This is a genomic window from Elioraea sp. (genome assembly GCF_051860475.1).
In the GTDB taxonomy this organism is placed as follows: Bacteria; Pseudomonadota; Alphaproteobacteria; order Acetobacterales; family Acetobacteraceae; genus Elioraea.
The window spans coordinates 1-19,468 of the sequence record NZ_JBHYDW010000085.1; the positions used below are offsets into that span (position 1 = coordinate 1).

22 protein-coding genes are annotated in these 19,468 nt (G+C 69.0%); 3 read left to right on the forward strand and 19 right to left on the reverse strand.

The annotated features are described in order from the left end of the window. Positions 1–218: 218 nt before the first annotated feature. Positions 219–821, reverse strand: a complete 603-nt coding sequence (locus tag ACTIFU_RS14800) for a PEP-CTERM sorting domain-containing protein (protein ID WP_439579086.1) — start codon at positions 819–821, stop codon at positions 219–221. A gap of 643 nt (positions 822–1,464) precedes the next feature. Here ACTIFU_RS14800 and ACTIFU_RS14805 point away from each other — a divergent pair. Next, positions 1,465–2,346 carry a LysR family transcriptional regulator gene (locus ACTIFU_RS14805; RefSeq protein ID WP_439579107.1) on the forward strand — a complete coding sequence of 294 codons (882 nt, stop codon included), beginning with the start codon at positions 1,465–1,467 and terminating at the stop codon, positions 2,344–2,346. Positions 2,347–2,361: 15 nt separating this feature from the next. Here the strand turns inward: ACTIFU_RS14805 and ACTIFU_RS14810 are convergent, their stop codons facing one another. Beyond that, positions 2,362–3,063 carry a redoxin domain-containing protein gene (locus tag ACTIFU_RS14810; protein ID WP_439579087.1) on the reverse strand — a complete coding sequence of 234 codons (702 nt, stop codon included), beginning with the start codon at positions 3,061–3,063 and terminating at the stop codon, positions 2,362–2,364. A gap of 266 nt (positions 3,064–3,329) precedes the next feature. Between ACTIFU_RS14810 and ACTIFU_RS14815 the strand changes: the two genes are divergently transcribed. Both ACTIFU_RS14815 and ACTIFU_RS14820 read left to right on the forward strand, forming a co-directional pair. Next, complete coding sequence (locus ACTIFU_RS14815; protein WP_439579088.1) at positions 3,330–4,154, forward strand: 3-hydroxybutyrate dehydrogenase; 825 nt, start codon at positions 3,330–3,332, stop codon at positions 4,152–4,154. 13 nt (positions 4,155–4,167) lie between these two features. Then, positions 4,168–5,346: a patatin-like phospholipase family protein gene (locus ACTIFU_RS14820; RefSeq protein WP_439579089.1), complete on the forward strand. Its 1,179-nt coding sequence runs from the start codon at positions 4,168–4,170 to the stop codon at positions 5,344–5,346. Positions 5,347–5,407: 61 nt separating this feature from the next. Here ACTIFU_RS14820 and ACTIFU_RS14825 read toward each other — a convergent pair whose 3' ends face one another. The 17 genes from ACTIFU_RS14825 to ACTIFU_RS14905 form a co-directional block, all read right to left on the reverse strand. Continuing rightward, the gene (locus tag ACTIFU_RS14825; RefSeq protein WP_439579090.1) at positions 5,408–6,664 is read right to left on the reverse strand and encodes an MFS transporter; all 1,257 of its coding nucleotides are present in this window, start codon (positions 6,662–6,664) and stop codon (positions 5,408–5,410) included. A gap of 81 nt (positions 6,665–6,745) precedes the next feature. Further along, positions 6,746–7,405, reverse strand: coding sequence for a cupin domain-containing protein (locus ACTIFU_RS14830; protein WP_439579091.1), 660 nt, complete (start codon positions 7,403–7,405; stop codon positions 6,746–6,748). Positions 7,406–7,422: 17 nt separating this feature from the next. Next, entirely contained in the window at positions 7,423–7,581 is a 159-nt protein-coding gene (locus tag ACTIFU_RS14835) for a hypothetical protein (protein ID WP_439579092.1), read from the reverse strand. A 163-nt stretch (positions 7,582–7,744) separates the two neighbouring features. Beyond that, positions 7,745–7,915 carry a hypothetical protein gene (locus ACTIFU_RS14840; protein ID WP_439579093.1) on the reverse strand — a complete coding sequence of 57 codons (171 nt, stop codon included), beginning with the start codon at positions 7,913–7,915 and terminating at the stop codon, positions 7,745–7,747. A 179-nt stretch (positions 7,916–8,094) separates the two neighbouring features. Further along, the gene (locus ACTIFU_RS14845; protein WP_439579094.1) at positions 8,095–9,123 is read right to left on the reverse strand and encodes an Ldh family oxidoreductase; all 1,029 of its coding nucleotides are present in this window, start codon (positions 9,121–9,123) and stop codon (positions 8,095–8,097) included. Next, positions 9,120–10,052 carry a hydroxyacid dehydrogenase gene (locus tag ACTIFU_RS14850; protein ID WP_439579095.1) on the reverse strand — a complete coding sequence of 311 codons (933 nt, stop codon included), beginning with the start codon at positions 10,050–10,052 and terminating at the stop codon, positions 9,120–9,122. Before ACTIFU_RS14850 ends, ACTIFU_RS14845 begins: the two co-directional genes overlap by 4 nt. Further along, positions 10,049–11,788: an L-aspartate oxidase gene (locus ACTIFU_RS14855; protein ID WP_439579096.1), complete on the reverse strand. Its 1,740-nt coding sequence runs from the start codon at positions 11,786–11,788 to the stop codon at positions 10,049–10,051. Before ACTIFU_RS14855 ends, ACTIFU_RS14850 begins: the two co-directional genes overlap by 4 nt. Positions 11,789–11,792: 4 nt before the next feature. Further along, the gene (locus ACTIFU_RS14860) at positions 11,793–12,404 is read right to left on the reverse strand and encodes a fumarate hydratase C-terminal domain-containing protein (protein WP_439579097.1); all 612 of its coding nucleotides are present in this window, start codon (positions 12,402–12,404) and stop codon (positions 11,793–11,795) included. Between the two features lie 3 nt (positions 12,405–12,407). After that, positions 12,408–13,283 (reverse strand): fumarate hydratase, encoded by an 876-nt coding sequence (locus ACTIFU_RS14865; RefSeq protein WP_439579098.1) that lies wholly within the window; start codon positions 13,281–13,283, stop codon positions 12,408–12,410. 11 nt (positions 13,284–13,294) lie between these two features. Then, positions 13,295–14,026 (reverse strand): TSUP family transporter, encoded by a 732-nt coding sequence (locus tag ACTIFU_RS14870; protein WP_439579099.1) that lies wholly within the window; start codon positions 14,024–14,026, stop codon positions 13,295–13,297. Then, on the reverse strand, positions 14,026–14,373 hold the full coding sequence (locus ACTIFU_RS14875) for a succinate dehydrogenase (RefSeq protein ID WP_439579100.1): 348 nt from the start codon (positions 14,371–14,373) through the stop codon (positions 14,026–14,028). Before ACTIFU_RS14875 ends, ACTIFU_RS14870 begins: the two co-directional genes overlap by 1 nt. Then, positions 14,370–14,702: a succinate dehydrogenase gene (locus ACTIFU_RS14880; protein WP_439579101.1), complete on the reverse strand. Its 333-nt coding sequence runs from the start codon at positions 14,700–14,702 to the stop codon at positions 14,370–14,372. Before ACTIFU_RS14880 ends, ACTIFU_RS14875 begins: the two co-directional genes overlap by 4 nt. 1 nt (position 14,703) lies before the next feature. Continuing rightward, the gene (locus ACTIFU_RS14885) at positions 14,704–15,420 is read right to left on the reverse strand and encodes a succinate dehydrogenase/fumarate reductase iron-sulfur subunit (RefSeq protein ID WP_439579102.1); all 717 of its coding nucleotides are present in this window, start codon (positions 15,418–15,420) and stop codon (positions 14,704–14,706) included. Further along, the gene (locus ACTIFU_RS14890; protein WP_439579103.1) at positions 15,417–16,289 is read right to left on the reverse strand and encodes an ABC transporter permease; all 873 of its coding nucleotides are present in this window, start codon (positions 16,287–16,289) and stop codon (positions 15,417–15,419) included. The genes ACTIFU_RS14885 and ACTIFU_RS14890 overlap by 4 nt, the downstream gene beginning before the upstream one ends. Then, positions 16,286–17,059 carry an ABC transporter ATP-binding protein gene (locus tag ACTIFU_RS14895; protein WP_439579104.1) on the reverse strand — a complete coding sequence of 258 codons (774 nt, stop codon included), beginning with the start codon at positions 17,057–17,059 and terminating at the stop codon, positions 16,286–16,288. The genes ACTIFU_RS14890 and ACTIFU_RS14895 overlap by 4 nt, the downstream gene beginning before the upstream one ends. 55 nt (positions 17,060–17,114) lie before the next feature. After that, positions 17,115–18,119 carry an ABC transporter substrate-binding protein gene (locus ACTIFU_RS14900; protein WP_439579105.1) on the reverse strand — a complete coding sequence of 335 codons (1,005 nt, stop codon included), beginning with the start codon at positions 18,117–18,119 and terminating at the stop codon, positions 17,115–17,117. 85 nt (positions 18,120–18,204) lie between these two features. Further along, complete coding sequence (locus ACTIFU_RS14905) at positions 18,205–19,377, reverse strand: UxaA family hydrolase (protein WP_439579106.1); 1,173 nt, start codon at positions 19,375–19,377, stop codon at positions 18,205–18,207. Positions 19,378–19,468: the final 91 nt, after the last annotated feature.

The following is a 19,468-nucleotide window of genomic DNA, read 5'->3' on the forward strand; positions in this document are numbered from 1 at the left end:
CGCCTGGGCGCGGGCGATCGGCGGGGCGGCGAGCAGCGCGGCGCTGCCGGCGAGCAGGGTGCGACGGGTCGTGCGCATGGATCGGAACCTCCCTGATCTGGTTCGGGCTCGCGCGAGCCCGGCTGCGGCGTGGAATAGGGCGGGGCAGGGGCGGGGTCAACGCACCGCGGCGCCGCAGCGGCGAGCGCGCGGCGGCCGGTGTCACCCGGAGGGGCGGCTCAGCGCGCGGCGCGCCGTCGCGCGGCGGCGAGGCCGGCCAAGCCAAGGCCGAGCAGGCCGAGTGCCGCCGGTTCCGGCACGGGAGACGGCTCACCGCGGAACGAGAGCGTGGTCTGGCTCGTGCTGGAGCTGAACGAGAAGATGTCGGGATTGATGGCGTCCTGGGTGAGTGTCGAAATGAGGATCGCGCCGGGAAGCAGATCTTTGGGATTCAGCCTTACCGCCGCGCAGGCGCCGGCAGAGAACGAGAAACCCCCGCAGTCAACTATACCGAACTCGTCCGGAACGAGCTGGTACGCGAACCAGTCGATGGTCCTATCGTGCTCCGTGCCGTCAATCGTGGTCCGGGCAAAGGACGAGATCACGGTGGTGTCGACCGGCAGGTTCGCAAAGTCGAAGAACATGGCGTCAGGCCGCGTCGGCATCTCGATAATGACGTTCACCTCGATCTCGTAACCCTCGAATACGGTGCCTGAACTACCCACAAAGTCCTTGTTGAAGAACAACTGGACGGCCGCCCGCGCATCCGAGTTGCCGACCGTCCCGCCGATGGCGACCCCCGCCACCACCGCCGCGATCCGAAGCCCCTGTCCCGCCCTCATGGTCGTTCCCTCCCGGTTTCATTAAGCAAATGACAGCATGTCCAAAAAAGCAAGCTTCTTTGCGACTGCAACCAATAGTTGCATTTCGGCGGTCTGGACGGATCCTTACCCTCGGTTCGGCAAGGATGGAGCGGTTTTGGGTGCAGACGGCCGACTGGCCTTGGCAACCCCGGCGGACGGATCCGACGATGCGGCAGCACCGAGCCAAGCCGAATCATGAAGTCTTCGCAATCGTCCGGGCGCCTGCCCTGGTCCTGCCAGCCACGCGCCGCCTCCGGCCCGCACGGGGCCGAACGGGTCGGAGCCGACCGTCGCCAGGCCGCCGGACTGCTCGAAACCCGCCGGCACGAGGCCCTGTGGCAACTCCGTGCTGCTGAACGACAGGCTCCGCGCAGCCGTCGGTCAGCAGATCGAACAGCGTCATCCCGCGTGGTCATACGGTAGACGCTGTCGCCGGATTGCGGAGCGCCGGGCTGGGGCGCGAGGACCACCCGGGCACCGACCCTGTGCCGTCGGCCGGCGACGGGCCTCAGCGCGATCGCTTGCGAACCCTTCTTCGCCGGCCGCTTTGGCCCTATCGTTGCCGTATCGGCAGCGCCGATCCCGCGGCGCCTGGTGTTCGAGGGAGTTCGTCCCGGTGGAGATGCACCAGGTCCGGTATTTCCTGGCGGTATCGCGGACGCTGAACTTCACCCGTGCCGCCAAGGAGTGCCACGTCGCCCAGCCCTCGCTGACGCGCGCGATCAAGCTGCTGGAGACGGAACTCGGCGCCGATCTGTTCCGGCGCGAACGCAGCCTGAGCCACCTGACCGAGTTCGGCCAGCGCATGCTGCCGCTGCTCCGCCAGTGCTACGAGAGTGCGCTCGCGGCGAAGACGCTTGCCGCGGCGATCCGCACAGGAGCCGCCTCCTCGCTCACGCTGGCGCTCTCGCATACGGTTCCCATGACGCTGCTGGTGCCGGCGCTGACCGAAGTGCTGCGCGCGTTTCCGGGGCTCGAGCTCACGTTCTTCCGCGGCACGGCGGCGGAGGTGGTCGAGCAGCTCAAGCAGGGCAAGGCCGTGCTTGCGGTCGCGGGGCCGCTCGCCGAGACGTGGGAGCGGCTCGATGCCTGGCCCCTGTTCAGCGAGCCGTTCCGGGTGCTGGTCGGCGCGAGCCACCGGCTCAGCGGGCGCAACCAGATCGCGATCCAGGACCTCCGTGCCGAGCGGGTCCTGGCGCGGCCGTACTGCGAGCTCGCCGGCGCAGTCGACGAGTTCGCCCGCGGGCGCGACATCCTTCAGGCGGGCGGGCATGGTGTCGCGTCCGAGAGCGACCTGATCGCGCTCGTCGCCGCCGGGATCGGTCTCGGGATCGCCCCGCGGAGCACGCCGTGTCCACCCGAGCTGCGTGCCCTTGATGCCGAGGGTCTGGAGCTCTCGCGCACGGTCTTCCTCTATGCGGTGGCCGGGCGCGCACGTTCCACGCCGACGACCGCGCTGATAAAGCTGCTCCGTGCGCGTGACTGGTCGGCGACCGCCGCGTGAGAGCGCGCAGGGGGATCAGCGGTCGGCCGGCGGCAACGCATCGAGGATATCGGCGACCTCCATGCGGCTGCGGAAGTCCGGATCGACGTGACGCGCCAGCACGGTGCCGTCGCGTCCGACCACGAAGGTCGCCGGGATCGGCAGCATCCACGAGTGGTTCCCCTGGAACTCGTCGAGGCAGAGTGACCGCTCGCGCATCATGGCCGCAAGCGCGTCGCCGACCCAGATCGCGAGCCCGAGCGACATGGCGTAGCTGTTGTCCACGTCCGACAGGATGGTGATGCGGTCGACGATGCTGGATGGCAGCAGCCGGACGAACTCGTGCCGGTCCGGCATGATCGAGACGATCCGCGCGCCCGCTGCGGCGACACGGCCCTCGGCGGCGGCCAGCGTGGTGAGCTCGATCCGGCAGAACGAGCACCAGTGGCCGCGGTTGAAGCTGATCACGGCCGGGCCGTCGGCCAGGATCGCCTCGAGCCCAACGAGGTGGCCGCGGCGATCCGGCAGCAGGAACGGCGGCATCGCCTCCCCGATCGCGGGGGCGCCCGCGCCGGCGTGGCCTGAGCGCAGCCGCTCGACCAGCGCGCCGTACTCCAGTCCCATCGGCGAGCCGGTCTCCTTCAGCCTGGCGGCGTAGATGGCCAGCCGCTCGCCGAGCGGCGCATCGGAGGCGCAGATCTCGGCGAGGATCTCAGGCAGCGTCTTGGTCGCGTCCACTGGCGTCCTCATCCAGGCCCGCAGCCTCAGGAGATGGTCACACCGGCCGAGCTCGAACAATACGGTGTCGCTATCGAATGAGAAGGTCCAGAGCATGCCGGTGCCAACAGCCTGGCGTGTCCGGGCTGTTCCGGCATCGGCGTGCGGCTGCGTGCCGGCGGCAGCGTAACCGTAACGGCGGATCACGCGGAACGGACGTACCGCTGGCGTGCCGACGCGGTCGGCCGCACGGCGCCGCACCCCCGCGTCCACAGGAGGACACCACGATGAACATCGTCGACATGCAGCCCGGCCGGATGGCGGCGGGCGACCTCTCGGGCAAGGTGGCGATCGTCACCGGCTCCACCAGCGGCATCGGTCTCGGCATCGCGCGTGCGCTTGCCTCGGCCGGTGCGACGCTGGTGATCAACGGGCTGACGAAGCTCGATGAGGCGGAGGCGGTACGCAGCGAGCTGACGATGATCGGCGCGCGGCCGGTGTTCTACTCGCCTGCCGACATGTCGGATGCGGTCTCGATCGAGGGCATGATCGAGATGACGCTCGAGTCCTGCGGCCGTATCGACATCCTGGTGAACAATGCCGGCATCCAGCATGTCGCGCCGATCGACGCGTTCCCGGTCGAGAAATGGAACAGGATCCTCGCGATCAACCTGACCTCGGCCTTCCACACCACCCGGCTCGCGTTACCGCACATGCGGGCAATGCGCTGGGGCCGAATCATCAATGTCGCCTCGGCGCACGGGCTGGTCGGCTCGGCCTTCAAATCAGCCTATGTCGCGGCGAAGCACGGCATCGTCGGGCTGACCAAGGTGACCGCGCTGGAGACGGCCGAGGACGGCATCACCTGCAACGCGCTCTGCCCTGGCTACGTCTACACCCCGCTGGTCGAGGCGCAGATCGACGACCAGGCGACGGCGTACGACCTGCCGCGCGAGCGCGTGGTGCGTGAGGTGCTGCTGGCGAAGCAGCCGAACAAGCGCTTTGCCACGGTCGAGGAGATGGGCGCGATCGTGCGCTTCCTCGCGAGCGACGCCGCGGCCTCGATCACCGGGATCGCGTTGCCTGCCGATGGCGGCTGGACCGCGCAGTGAGGGAGAGGCACGCATGAACGACACCACAGGCTCCCGTCCGCCCGAGACGGCAGCAAAACATCCCGGACCGGCCAGCCCGCGCCGGGCCGATCCCGAGCAGATTGTGCTGGTGCTGCAGGGCGGCGGCGCGCTCGGCGCCTACCAGGCCGGCGTCTACCAGGCGCTGCACGAGGCGGGCATCGAGCCCGACTGGGTGATCGGCACCTCGATCGGGGCGATCAACGCGGCGCTGATCGCCGGCAATGTGCCCGAGCAGCGGGTCGAACGACTGGAGGAGTTCTGGGCGATCGTCGAGCACAGCCCGATGCTTGACGCGGTCGCGGCGGTGCCGTGGCTCGGCCGTGCGCTGCCGAACTGGACAGCGCTGACGCGCGGGATCGGCGGGTTCTTCCGTCCCAATCCGCTCGCCTTCCTCGGCTTGCACATGCCGCTCGCCGCGGAGGCGGCCGGCTACTACAGCACGAAGCCGCTCGAGGCGACGCTCGACGAACTGGTCGACTTCGAGCGACTGTCCAGCGGTGCCCCGCGCATCACGGTGGGTGCGGCAAATGTGCGCACGAGCGAAATGACGTACTTCGACAGCCGGACGATGCCGCTGACCGTGCGACACATCATGGCTTCGGGCGCGCTGCCGCCTGCCTTCCCGCCGATCCGCATCGACGACGAGCTCTACTGGGACGGCGGGATCCTCTCCAACACGCCCGTCGAGGCGGTATTCGACGACAATCCGCGGCGCAACTCGCTGATCTTCGCCGTGCATATCTGGAACCCGATAGGGCCCGAGCCGGAGTCAATCTGGCAGGTGATGGGGCGGCAGAAGGACATCCAGTACTCCAGCCGCGCGCTATCGCATATCCGCCGGCAGCGGCAGATCCATCACCTGCGCCATGTGATCGCCGAACTGACGGCACGACTGCCGGAGGCCGAGCGCACCACCAGCACCGTACGCGAGCTGGCATCCCACGGCTGCCTGACGCAGATGCATGTCGTGCGATTGCTCGCGCCGCGGCTCGACAACGAGGACCACACCAAGGACATCGACTTCACGCGCAGCGGCATCCGCAGCCGCTGGAGCGCCGGCTACGACGACACGCGGCGGATGATCCAGGAGGCGCCGTGGACGCAGGAGGTCCATCCGCTCGAGGGGTTCCACCTGCACGAGCTCCGGGGCATGGACGTGGCGACCGCCTGACCGATACCGGCGGCAGCAGGGTGGGGCCCGGCAGCGATGCCGGGCCCCGTGTCGTTCCGGCTCAGCGCTGTTCGCGGAGGCGCAGCCGGGTGCCGAGCATCGCGGCGATCGCGAGTGTCACGGCGATGCCGAGCACCGTCGCCGGCCACCCGAGCCGCTCGAAGGTGAACCCCAGCACGGCCGTGCCCACGAGCCCACCCGCGAAGTAGCACGCGAGATAGGTGCCGCTCGCGGCCGCCCTGTCGCCCATCGCGGTGCGGCCGACGAAGCCGGTCACGATCGCCTGGGCGAAGAATGTGCCCACGCCGACCAGCCCGAGCCCGAGGATCACCGGCGTCAGGGTGGCCGCGAGCAGCAGCGGCAGGCCAGCGCCGGCGGCCGCGATGCCGAGCCAGTAGGCGGGCCGCACGCCGAGGGTCAGTGCCAGCACACCGGCCGCCGGCGTCGTGAACAGGGACGGGAGGAACACGAAGTAGACGAGGCCGAGCGCCATCATCTCCAGCCCGATCGGCGCCTGCACGAGCACGAAGTTCACATAGGTGAAGGTGCCGATGAAGGCGAACAGGATGCAGAAGCCGATCGCGAAGGTCGCGCGCAGCTCAGGGTTCCGCAGATGCGCGCCGAGCGAAGCCCAGGGCCGGATGCGCGTCATGGCGTGCGACATCGTCGCGGTACGGTCGATCGTGAACTGCACCAGCACGGCACCGGACAGGTTCAGCACGGCGAACACGATGAAGTTGATGGCCAGACCGAAATGATCTGCCACAGCCGCCGACATCAGCCGCCCGCACAGGTTCGAGGCGACATTGCCGGTGATGTAGGCGGCGAAGGTGCCGGCCGCCTCGCGCGTGCTGCACCGTTCGCCGAGATGGGCAAGGGTGAGCGAGAAGGCGGTCGCCATCAGCAGGCCCTGGACGATGCGCAGCGCCGCGAAGGTCGCGAGGTCGGGAGCGGCCGCAAGTAGAAGCGTCGGCACTGAGAGCAGTGCCAGGCTGACGAGGATCCCGCGCTTGCGGTCGATGCGCGTGCTGAACAGCGCAACCGCGAGGCTCGCGATCGCCATGCCGAGGGTGCAGGCATTGACCGCGAGCCCCATCGCCGCCGGTGTGACGCCGTAGGCGTGCGTCAGCGGCGGCAGGATCGCCTGGGTCGCGAACAGGTCGACCAGTGTCAGGAACGCGATCAGCCCTATGACGACGAGATTCCGGAGCGCGTGCAGTGGGCCGCGATGCGGCATCGCTTCCGCCGTCATGCCCGCCGGCATGGCGGTTGCCGTGCGCGGATCGAGCGGCATCCGGGGAACGGGTGGGGTCGACATGTCGTACCCTATCGGAAGAAGAAGGGCGCCCCGGGCGACGCGGTCGCCGGGCGCCCTTCCACGACCGGACGAGCCGTCCGGTCACATGTTCTTGTCGTGCGGGTCCCGCAGCAGATCAGCGGCGAGCAGCACGACCTGCTGCGTCCCCTTGTTCTCCCACCAGTGGGACGTGACGTGGCGCTCCGTCGCAACATCGCCCGGCTTGTGCACGATCGGCACCGCGCAGTTGCTGGCGTACTCGATGATCTCCCCCTGCACGATGTAGATGATCGCCGGCCGGTCGCCGTGGCTGTGCCACGGTACAATCCCGCCAGGTTCGATCGTCAGCCGGCGCAGGCGGAACAGCCGGTCCTTGATCGCGGCCGGCTCCTGCGACAGGTCGATCGAGGCCAGCACCGTGTCAGTCACGCCCTTGGCAGCGTGCGCGACGGGTTTCGTCGCATCGGCGCGCATGTGTTCGGCCGGACATTCGCCGGCAGCAAGAGGCGTCGCGGCGACGGCGAGCGTCGTGAACGCGGCCGCGAACAGGCCAAGCCTGTGCCGCCGACCCATCGAGGTGTTCGACATTGCTTCCTTCTCCTGTGTCGAGCCGGGCCGATCATGCGGCGGCGGCTGGATCGGAAGGATGGGGATGCAGCTGCGCGTGCGGAAATATCGTGTGGCTTCCGGTTTGATAGCGGGTTGGCATGTATCCCGCTGGAAAGGTGCGGGCGGGCCGCGCGGTCTGCCGCGACGGGCCACGCCTGGATCATGCCCTGCTACTGCGCAGCTGCCGGCGTGACCGTGGCAATCACCTCCGAGGCCATTCGGAACTGCGCCTCGCGGTTCGGGATGCCGTAGCGTCTCGCAATCCAGGAGGCGTCGCTGTAGACCGTCCAGACCTTGCCCTGCTCGTCCTCGTGCGCGAGCAGCCTCACCGGCCAGTCGAGACCGGAGTCCGGGTTCGCGATGAGGAACTTGACGCCCGGCTGGAGTGGGACCCTGCGGGCGGACTGCCGAAGATCAGAAGTGTCAAGGGACGCAGCACGATCCCCGCGTCCGCAGCCGGGTTCACCTGATCGATCTCGATAAAGAACGTGTTCACTTCGCAGCGAGATCCCGCCTCACCCGAGTGATGGTTTCGGCCATCGGGTAGGCGCTTGTCATGCGCACCACGCCGTCGCCGCCGCTCCCGGCCTGTACCGGTGCTGCCGCATCCAGCGTTGCGGCAAGGGCCAGTGTCGAGCACAGCCTGCCGGTGCTCATCGTCATGGTGGTCTCCATCCGCTGCGGTCCCGTGCGCTGTGCACGGGACGTCGCAGGAGGCTGGCGTTCGGCCGGCCGAGGTTGAAATGCCGCTTCGCTTCCCTGTCGATGGCGGCCGGCTCTCGGCACGCCCGCCCGGGTTGTGCGGTCAGGCCGCCTGGCCAGCGCCGCGAGAGGGCAAGGGCTCAGCCTGGCCCCGAGCCTGCTGCGAGCGTCCGCAGCTGTGCGAGCAGGGCTGTCGGGTACACAATCCCCTCGGCACGGTTGCGCGCCCGGAGCGCAAGGCGGCGGTCGCCCGGCAGTCGCACGCCGGGCTCGGCGAGCATCCGTCCGGTGATCGCCGCGACGCGTGCCGCGACCACGTCGGTATCGGCCGCCACGGCGCCCGGTCGGATCGCGAGGAAGAGATGGCCGATGCGCGGCGGTCCACCCGCGTCGTCGAAGAAGGACGAGGCCTCGAAGCCCGCGTGACTCGCGGTGAGTGCCGCGGTCAGCAGCTCGACCATCAGCACCAGCGCCGCACCCTTGGCGCCGCCGATCGGCAGCATCGCGCCAGCGAGCGCGGCCTTGGCGTCGGTGGTCGGGTTGCCCCGGTCATCGGTCGCCCAGCCCTCGGGGATCGGCTCGCCCTTCTGCGCCGCGATCATGATCCTGCCGCGCGCGACCACCGAGAGCGAAAGGTCGATCACGAGCGGATCGCGCCCCGCCATCGGGCAGGCGAAGGCGACCGGGTTGGTGCCGAACAGGGGCGTGCCGCTGCCGGGCGGCGCGATCCCGGCGGGGCTGTTGGTGAAGGCGATCGCGAACGCGCCGGCGTCGCGCGCGAGATCCTCGACGAACAGGCCGAGCGCGCCGGCGTGGTGGCTGTTGCGGACGCCGACCGCGACCACGCCCGCCCGGCCGAGCAGTGACGCAGCCCAGGCGATCCCGGTGGCGATCGCCGGATAGGCGAGCCCGTCGGCGGCATCCACCGCGACGGTGGCATCCGCTGGGCGTGTCACCGCTGGAACCGCGTCACCCTTCACCTTGCCGGCACGAAGCTGCGCGGCGTAGGCGGGCACGCGTGAGAGGCCGTGGCTCGCGATGCCGTCGAGATCAGCGCGGGCGAGGGCGGACGCCGTCTGTTCGGCTGCTTCGGCACGGGCGCCGCTGGCACGCAGCGCGGCGGCCGCCAGGGCCTCGGCGGCATCGAAGGGAAGCATCTCGGTGCTCATGGGATCCGGTCGAGTTCGGCGGCCACGCGTTCGGCGATCATCAGCGACACCCGTCGGTTGCTCTCCTGCGTCACGCCGGCGATGTGTGGGGTCAGCAGCAGGTTTGGAACGTCTGCGAAGCGTTCCGGCTGCTCGGGCGGCTCCGCCTCGAAGACGTCGAGCGCCGCACCGCCGAGCCGGCCCTCCTTCAGCGCTGCGACCAGGGCCTCCTCGTCGATGATGCCACCGCGTGCGGTATTGATCAGCACCGCGTCCGCGCGCATGGCGCCGATCCGTCGCGCGTCGATCAGCTTACGCGTCGTATCGGTCAGCGGCACGTGCAGTGATACCGCGTCGGCTTCCGCGACAAGTCGGTCCAGCGGCATCGGCTCGGCGCCGTTGCGGCGCAGCTCGTGCTCGCCGACCAGCGGATCGTAAGCGGCCACGCGCATGCCCAGCGCCTTCGCGCGCGGCACGATCCGCCGTGCGATGTCGCCGAACCCGACCAGGCCGAGCAGCCGTGCCTGCGCCTCGCGGCCGGTGAGCGACGTGCGCGGCCACTCGCCCGCGACGATCCTCGCGGTCGCGCCATAGGCGCCGCGCAGCAGGATGAGCAGGGTGGCGATGACGTATTCCGCGACCGCATCCGCGTTCGCCCCGGTGGCGGGGATCACGCGCACACCGCGCTCGGCGCAGGCGGTGATGTCGATGTTGTCGAGACCGACACCAAGGCGCCCGACCACGCGCAGCTTCGGTGCGGCGTCCAGCAGCGCCTCGCGCACCTGGGTGCGGTTGCGCACGATCAGCGCAGGCACGGAGGCGATCGCCTCGGCCAGCCGGTCGGGGTCATCAACCAGCCCTGGATCGTAGGTGATCTCGAATCGTGCGCGCAGCCTCGCCACGGCGTCCTCGTCCATGAACTCAGAGATCACAATGCGATGCCTGCTCATGCGGCGTGATCCTGCAACAGGGTCTGCCCAGGGGCGACGATGTCGAAGCTGACCGGGCTGGTCGTCACCGCTAGGCCAGGCGCGGCGAGACGAACGACGGTGTAGCGGCTGGTCGCGAGATCGCCGGTCCCGGGGAAGTCCTCGCGCCAATGCGCGCCGCGGCTGTCGGTGCGCGCCATCGCAGCGGCAGCGATCGCGCGGCTCACGAGCACAAGGTTCTCCAGGTTCAGCCGGTCCTGCCAGGTGAGGTCATAGCGGCGGTCCCCGTCCGGAACGCCACAGGCGTCCACCTCCTCGGCCAGCGCATCGAGGGCGGCGATACCGCGTGCGAGCCCCTTGGCGTCGCGCAGGATGCCGACATCGTCCCACATCACATCGAGCAGACGCTGACGCAGCCGGGAGAGATCGCCAGGCGGGCGGGCCAGGGGAGAGAGTGTCGCGTCGATCGCGCCCTGTACTGCGTCCAGGTCGGGCGGCGCGAACGCGCCATGCTGTGGAACCCAGGCGGCCATCGAGCCACCGGCGAGTCCGCCGAACACCGTCGAGTTGGCGACCCCATTGCCGCCGAGACGGTTGGCGCCGTGCACGCCGCCGGTATCCTCGCCGGCCGCGAAGAGACCCGGCAGTTCGGTGGTGCAGTCCGCCTCGAACGCGACCCCGCCCATCATGTAGTGTGCGGTCGGAATGACGGGCACGCGGCCGGCTGCGAGGTCGAAGCCGCAATCGGCGCAGCGTTCCACCATGCCCTTGAACTGTCTGCGGACGGCGTCGGGGCCAAGATGGCTCATCTCGATCCATACCCCGCCCTCGGGCGTCGCGCGTCCGTTGCGGATCACGTCCATGATCGCGCGGCTGACGAGATCGCGCGTCGCGCGCTCCGCCTTCGGATCGTATTGGAGCATGAAGCGCTGCCCGGCGCCGTCGAGCAGATAGCCGCCCGAGCCGCGGAGTCCCTCCTCGATCACCGTGCCGCTCATCCGGGTACCCTCGCCGGCGAGCAGCCCGGTGGGGTGGAACTGCACCATCTCCATGTCGCGGAGTGGCAGACCCGTGCGCAGCGCCATCGCGAGGCCGTCGCAGGACTTGTCACCCGAGGGCGTGTGGTAGCGGTACATGGTCGGCCCGCCGCCGGTCGCCAGCAGCACGGCCTTGGCGTGGACGAACCGAAATGTACCCTCCCGCATGTCGAGCAACAGCACGCCGGAGAGACGCGCGCCGTCCGCGGACGGAATGAGCGCGATCGCGCGGTGATCCTCCATCCGCCGTACATCGCGCGCGAGCACCTGCTCGGAGAGGCGGTTGATGATCTCGATCCCCGTCAGGTCGCCCTTGTGCACGGTGCGGTCGAAGCTCTGGCCGGCGAACGCCTTCTGATGGATCGTGCCATCAGGGTTACGGTCGAAGAAGCAGCCGATCTCGTTCTCGAGCTCGCGGATGCGCAGGGGTGCGGTCGCGCACAGGAGCCAGGCAAGGTCCTGGCGATTGATCCACTTGCCGCCCTCGATCGTGTCCATGAAGTGGCGCTCGACCGAGTCCTCGGGTGCGAGTGCCACATTATATCCGCCCTGAACCATCCGCGTGCAGCCGCATTTGCCAAGCAGCCCCTTCACCGCGATGGTAACGTCGAGCTCGGGGTTTGCGCGTTTGGCGTGCAGCGCCGCGAAAAGCCCGGCGCCGCCCGCGCCGAGAATCAGGATGTCGGTGCGGAGCATCTCGATGCCGCGCGGAACCGCCACGGCGCTACTCCGAGGCGCCGAGCGCGGCCAGGGCGGCGGCGCGGCGATCGGCGACGCGCTTGCCCACTGTCGCGTAGAGGCTGCCGCCATGGCTGTCCATCGCGACCAGCAGCGGCCCGAATCCCTTGATGCGGAACTTCCACAGGCTCTCGGGGTTGAGGTCGTCCAGATCGACATCCGTGATCTCGGTGATCCAGGTGGTCTCGAGCGCTGCCGCACCGCCGACCACCGCGAGATAGGCGCCGCCGTACCGCTTGAACGCCTCGGCCGAGGCCGGCCCGAGGCCGCCCTTGCCGATGATCAGCCGCACGCCGTGGTCGCGCAGCAGGGGCTCGGTGAAGCGCTCCATCCGCATGCTCGTCGTCGTGCCGATGCAAAGCGGCGCATAGCCAGACGGCGCCTCAGGCGAGGGGGGGACACGCCTCACGTTCGGTGCCGTGTGCACCACAGCGTGACCGCGCAGATCAAGGCGGACATTGCGGCCCTTGTCGAACATCGCGATCTGCGTTGCATCCCGGATGCCGAACAGCCAGTCCTCCAGCGTCACGGTGTCGCCGACGCGCAAGCCGCGCACCGCGGCTTCATCGCAGGGCATGTGCAGGACGTGGTGCGTCATCGCTCAGAACCCGAACGCGACGCCGCCGGGCGTGACGGTCGCACGTGCGCGGCGGGCGGAGTGGCACTGGATGTTCACCGCCACGGGGTTCATGGTGATGTGGGTCGCCGCGGTCTCGACATGCACGGCAAACGCGGTGGCGTCGCCGCCGAGGCCCTGCGGCCCGATGCCGAGCATGTTCACGGCCTCGGAGAGCTCCACCTCCAGTCTCGCGCCCTCCGGATCGGCGCATACGGAGCCGAGTGCGCGGGTTGCGGCGATCTTGGCGAGGTGCACGCAAAGATCGCTGGTTCCGCCGATGCCGACGCCGACGATGGTGGGCGGGCAGACCTTGCCGCCGGCCTCGATCACGCGATCGACCACGAAGCGCTTCGCCGCGGCGATGCCATCGGCTGGTACGAGCATCATCAGGAAGGAGCCGTTCTCGCTGCCGGAACCCTTCGGGATCATCTCGATTTCCACCGTTTCCGGCCGGTCGTCGAAGTCGATGTGCAGTACCGGCACGCGAATGCCGCACGAGGTGTGTTCGTTCCTGCGTGTGATCGGATGCACGACCGAGGAGCGCAGCGGATGCTCGCGCGTCGCCCGCTCGCAGCCGCGGCGGATCGCCGCCTTCAGACCGGCGCCGTCGAAGCCGACGTCGCGGCCGATCGTAACGGTATAGATCGGAATCCCCGTGTCCTGGCAGAGCAGGTTGTCGTCGCGCTCGGCCACCGCGATGTTCTCGACCATGGTGGCCAGCACGCTGCGCCCGGTCGGGTCGGTCTCGCTGCGCTGGAGGCGCACGAAGCCGTCCTTGATGTCATCGGGCAGCAGCTTCAGCGCGCGGACGTACAGGAGCTTGGCGATCTCCTCGATCTCGGTGAGGTCGAGCTGCATGGCGTTCTCCCTCAGAGCAGCAGCGCCGTGCCGGAGGCGGCAATCAGCACCGATAACAGCCGGCGAAACTGTGCGTCGTTCAGCTTGCCGTAGAGCCGGTAGCCGAGCCAGCCCCCCAGCACCAGGGCAGGCACGGCCGAAGCCAGCAGGATCAGGCTGGTGGGATCGAACGTCAGGCCGCCGAGCACCACCAGCGTGGCGACATGGGTCGCGAGGATGAAGGGCTGGAACACGCCGCGCGCCACATCCTTCGGCCAGCCGCGGAGCTGGGTCCAGATCGTCGTCGGCACGCCCGAGTAGCCGCCGAGTCCGCTCATCACCCCGCCGAGCAACCCGACCGCGGCGTCGGCGCGCCGCCCGCCCGCAGCGACACGCGGCAGGGCGCGCACCAGCAGGGCATAGGTGCCGTAGCAGAGCAGCAGCACGCCGAGGCCGCGGCGCAAGGCTGCGGTGTCGATGCTGGTCAGAAGCGCCACGCCGAGCGGGATGCCGAGCAGACCGCCGAGCAGGAACGGGGCGAGACGCGCGCGGTCGATGCCGTGCCGCATGCGCCAGACGAGCCCCGCGTGCAGCAGGGTGCCGAGCGCCACCACCAGCAGCGCCGATCGCACCGGATCGATCACGTGCAGCCAGATCGCCGAGGCGGTCATGGCGAAGGCGAAGCCGGCCGCGCCGGCGGCGATCGCGCCGATGAAGGCGCCGAGCGAGACGATCGCGAGCGTCGTGGCGCTGAGTGTCACCATCAGGCGGTCAGGTTCAACAGGAACAGCAGCGTGACCGCGACGCCCGCACCGAAGCAGCTGGCGACGATCGCCCGCGTGCGGCTCTCGGGTCGTGGCAGGAACTCGACATGCAGCACGCGCAGGCCGAGCGCGAGATGCAGCGCGAGCGCAAGCACGATCCCGGTCTCGGCGATCTTCGCCAGCGGGGTGGTGGTGAGGTCGAGGAAGCGGTCAAGCGCGGCGGCGCCACCGAGCGCCGTGCCGAGCACCAGGAAGTGCAGCGGCAGGAACACCGCGAGTGAAAGCCCCGAGAGGCGATGCGCCAGTGCCGCCCACCAGCCGGGATGGTTGCGGTGTCCGCGCATCATGCGGTGTAGACCGCCCAGGCCGCACGCAGCCCGAGCACCAGCAGTGCGGCGGCAAACAGGCTCATTGCGATGTCGCAGGAGCGGCCGCGCCAGCCGGCCCACTCGCGCAGGATGGCGCGCAGGCCGATGGGCGCATGGATCGCGGCGGCGATCACGAACAGCGTGTAGAAGGCGAGCCACGCAAGGTTGCCGCTGGTACGGCCGAGGACCTCGCCGGCGGTCAGCCCCCCGCGCACCGCGACGATGATGGTCGTGAGGTGTACCAGCACCGCGAGCGCCAGCACCGCCGCCGAGGCGCGTTGCAGCAGGAACAGCCGTGCCGTCGACACGTCAGAGCTCGCCCCGCAGCGCCGCGCGCAGCACGACCCGTTTCAGCCCGGCGATCGAGGCGGTGGGTGACAGCGACTTCGGACAGTGCTGGGTGCAGGAGCCGTGGCTGTGGCAGGCGTGGCAGCCCGCATCCGAAGCGACCGCGGTGAGCCGCTCGCGTGCTGCCCCATCGCGCGTATCGTTCACCAGCGTCCAGGCGCGGTTCAGCGCAGCCGGGCCGAGATAGTCCGATCGCCACGCAACCACGTCACACGCGGAATAGCACACGCCGCAGCCGATGCACTCGATCGCGGCGTCGGCGGCACGGCGTCCTGGCGAGGCCGGTGGTACCACCGCGAAATCCTCGCCGAGATCGTCGCGCGGGGCGAACACGCCACGGGCAGCCGTCCATTTGGCGAAGAACGGCGCCATGTCGACGACCAGGTCCTTTACCACGGGCATGTTGCGCAGCGGCTCAAGCACAAGGCGCCCGTCGGGTGCCGCCTTCTCGACGCGCGTGCGGCAGGTCCAGCGCGGCTTGCCGTTTACCGTCATCGCGCAGGAACCGCACATGCCAACCCGGCAGGCGAAGCGGTAGGCGAGGCTCGGGTCGGCCTCGCGTTGGATCCAGGTTACGACGTCCAGCACGGTCTGCGCCGGTTGCCGCGGCACCTCGAAGCGGTCGACGCGTCGCCCGTCGGTCCCGCGCTGCACGGCTACCAAAAGCGGATCGCTCAACGCTGCATACCCCAGCGGTTCACGGTGCGGGCCTCGATCGTGCGGAAGATCACGCTCTCAACCAGAAGGCCGATCATGATGACGACCAGGAGGCCCGCGAACACGGTTGCGGTTTCGAGCTGGGCGCGCGCCTCGAAGATGTGCCAGCCGAGCCCGCCCTGGCGCGCCGAGGCGCCGAACACGAGCTCCGCCGCGATCAGGGTACGCCAGGCGAAGGCCCAGCCGATCTTGAGCCCCGCAAGGATGGCGGGGAAGGCGGCGGGGATCAGCAGCAGCGCGACGTAGCGAATGCCACCGAGTCCGACGTTCCGACCGGTCATGCGCAGCGTCTCGGGCACCGCGCGGAAGCCGGTGTGGGTGTTCAGCGCAACCGCCCACAGCACGGAGTGGATGATCACGAACACCAGCGACGGCGCGCCGAGCCCGAACCAGATCAGCGCAAGCGGCAGCAGCGCGATCGCCGGCAGCGGGTTGAACATCGCCGTCAGCGTGGCAAGCAGGTCGGTACCGATGCGCGTGGACACAGCGAGCGTCGTGAACACCGCCGCGATGGCAAGCCCAGATGCGTAGCCGAGCAGCAGCACATGCAGCGATGTCAGCGTGCGCTGGATCAGGATACCGCTCTCGAGATCGCGCGCCATCGCCTCCAGCGTCTCGGAGAGCGTCGGGAACAGCAGCGGGTTGTTGACGTAGCGTGCGTAGAGCTCCCAGATCACCGCGAGCAGGATCAGCAGCACCGTGCGGCGGAGTGCGGTGCTGTTCCACGCCCGCTCCCACGGTGGCAGTGGCCGCTCGACCGCGCCTTCCGTACCGAAGTCGGCGGGCTCGCGCTCGAACTCCGGCCGGGCGGAGAGGTCGATCGCGCTCACTGCGCCACCCTCGTGTCCTCGAACAGCAGACGGTGGATGCGCTTGGAGAGCTGGCCGAATGCGGCCTGGTCGATGTTGCCGTGATGGAAGGCATCCGCGTTCAGCTCGGCGCGGACGCGGCCCGGATGCGGCGAGAGCACGAGGATGCGGCTGCCGACGAGGATCGCCTCCTCGATCGAGTGCGTAACGAACAGCATTGTGAAGTGGAGCTGCTCCCAGAGCCCGAGCAGCTCCTCCTGCATCCTGCGCCGGGTCAGCGCATCGAGCGCGGCGAAGGGCTCGTCCATCAGCAGGATGTCGGGCTCCATCGCCATCGCGCGCGCGATCGCCACGCGCATCTTCATCCCGCCCGAGAGCATGTGCGGATAGACGTCGGTGAACCGACCGAGGCCGACGCGGTCCAGGATGTCCCGCGCGCGTTCCATCGCCTCGCGACCACGGAAGCGCCCTGTGGCACGCATCGGGAACAGGACATTGCCGAGCACCGTGCGCCAGGGCAGCAACTGCTCGAACTCCTGGAACACCATCATCCGGTCCGGTCCGGGCTTGCTGATCGGCCGGCCGTTGATGGTGAGCGTACCCTCGACCGGTGGCAGAAATCCGCCGACCGCTTTCAGGATCGACGACTTGCCACAGCCCGAGGGGCCGAGCAGCACGAACCGGTCGGACGGCAGAACGTCGAAATCGACCCGCCAGGTCGCGGTCACGATGTGCTGCGGGGTGCGGTATTGCAGTGTCACGCCGCGCGCGGAGAGCAGCGGAGCGGGCATGCCGTGCCCGCCCGCCACGCTCCGTGTTTCGGCGATCGCGCCTGCCTCCATCCGGTCAGGAGCCCGCGAGGCCGGCGATGTCCTCCACGTACACGTCCTGCCACTTCTCGGGCTTCGCGCGGATGCCACCGTTGCGATGCATGAACTCGGCAAACGCCATGATCTTCTGTGGCGTCGTGGTCCACTGGTTCTCGGGGTCGCGGATGATCTTCACCACCTGGTCCTTGGGCAGGCGCGAGCGCTGATCCTCGATCCAGAGATCCGCCATCGCCTCAGGGTCGTCCTTGATCATGCCCATCGCGCGATCGAGTGCTGCGATGAAGGCGGCCATGATCTGCGGGTTCCGGGTACGGTAGCGGCCCATCGCCCAGACGCTGTTGAAGGTATGCGGGCCGCCGAACACGTCATAGCTGTTCAGCACGCGGCGCACGCGCGGATCGGCAAGTTGCTGGTACATGAACGGCGCCGAGGTGAAGTGCGCGGTGATCTCGCTCTGCCCGGACATCATCGCCGCCATGCCATCCGGGTGCGACATCGAGACCGTGAGATGATCGAGCCTGGTGTGGTTGCCAGAGCCAAACTGCTTCTCGGCTGCCATCTGCAGGATCACCGCCTGGATCGAGACCTTCACCGCCGGCAGCGCGATCCGGTCGCGCTCGGTGAAGTCGGCGATCGTGCGCACGGTGGGGTTGATGGTGTTGAGATAGAGCGGCATCGCGTTCAGCGCGGCAACGCCCTTGACATCAAGATTGCCGCGCGTGCGCGCCCAGATCGTAAGCAGCGGCCCGACGCCACCGGAGGCGAAGTCCAGGTTGTCGCTGATCAGCGCCTCGTTCATCGCGGTGCCGGAGGCAAACCGGACCCAGGAGGTCGTGACATCGACGCCGCGCGTCTTCGCCTCCTCCTCGAGCAGCTTGCGCACCTTCATGATGCTGAGCGGCAGATAGCCGATGCCGAACTGCTCGGCGAGCCGAACCTCGCGCGGTTGGGCGCGCAGCCCAGGCGCGGCAAAGGCCGCCGCCGCGCCGCCAACCCCAGCTATGAGTGTCCTTCTCCGCATCCCGATCCCTCCCGTTGCAGGCGGCGGGGATCTTGCGTCCCCTCGATGCCGCGATGACGGCGCGCAGCGGCGCCTCTTCGAAAGACTACGCGCTCTGATAGAGCCGTGTCAGCGAGTACTCACGGTGCTTCAGCGCCTCGGCGCAGGTCATGCGGCCGTTGCAGACGCGCAGCGTGAGCGCGATCAGCCGGTCGCCCGCCTCCTCAATGGTCAGCTCGCGGCGCAGGAGGCCCGAGACGTCGAGGTCGATATGCTCGGGCATGGTGCGCGCGGTGCGCGGGTTGGCCGTGATCTTGATCACCGGTTCGATCGGGTTGCCGATCACGTTGCCCTGGCCGGTCGGGAACAGGTGCACCACGAACCCGGCCGCGGCCTGGAGCGTGACACACTCGGCCGCCGCCGAGGAGGTGTCCATGAAGTAGAGGCCCGCGCCCTTCTGCGGCTCCTCGGCCGGAGTGAGCACGTCGATGTAGCGCGCCTTCCTGCCGATCTTCTGGAGGTTGCCGAACGCCTTCTCCTCGATCGTGGTCAGCCCGCCGGCGATGTTGCCGGCGGTTGGCTGGCTTTCCGACAGGTCGTTGGTCTTGTGACGGTTGATCATGTCGTTGTAGGCGTTCCAGGTCGCCATGAACTTGACGCGCTCCTCGTCGGAGGCCGCACGTGAGGCGCAGACCTCCTCGGCGCCGGTGAGCTCGCTGGTCTCGCCGAAGCAGGAGGTGATGCCGAGCGGGTCGAGCTTGTCGATCAGGTTGCCGACAGTGGGGCAGGAGCCGAGCCCCGTCGTGGTGTCGCTCTCGCCGCACTTGGTCGAGACCCAGAGCTCGTCGATTGAGCACGTCTCGCGCTGGAGCTCGGTGGCGTCCTTCACCAGCTGGGCGGCGACGCGGCTTGCGCGCTCGATCGTTCTCAGATCGCCATAGGTCTCGATGTAGAAGCCCTCGACCGGCTTGCCGGTGGACGCGATGCCATCGACGACACGCTGGGTCCATTTCGGCTCGATGCCGATCACCACCACCGCGGCGACGTTCGGGTTGCGTCCGGTGCCGATCAGGGTACGGAAATGCAGGTCGAGGTCGGCGCCGAACTGCAAGCGGCCGTAGGCGTGCGGGATCGCGAGCGTGCCGGCGATGTTGCTTGCGACCGCCTCGGCGGCAGCATTCGAAATATCGTCCACCGGCAGGACGACCACGTGGTTGCGGATGCCGACGCGACCGTTCTGGCGGCGATAGCCCGTGAAGGAGAGGTTCGAGGCGTTCATCGTGGGTCTCCGCTCACCAGCGCTTCGTCTTCATGTTCTGGGTATGCACGTGCCCGCCCTTCTTGACCGGCGCGACGATCCGGCCGACATC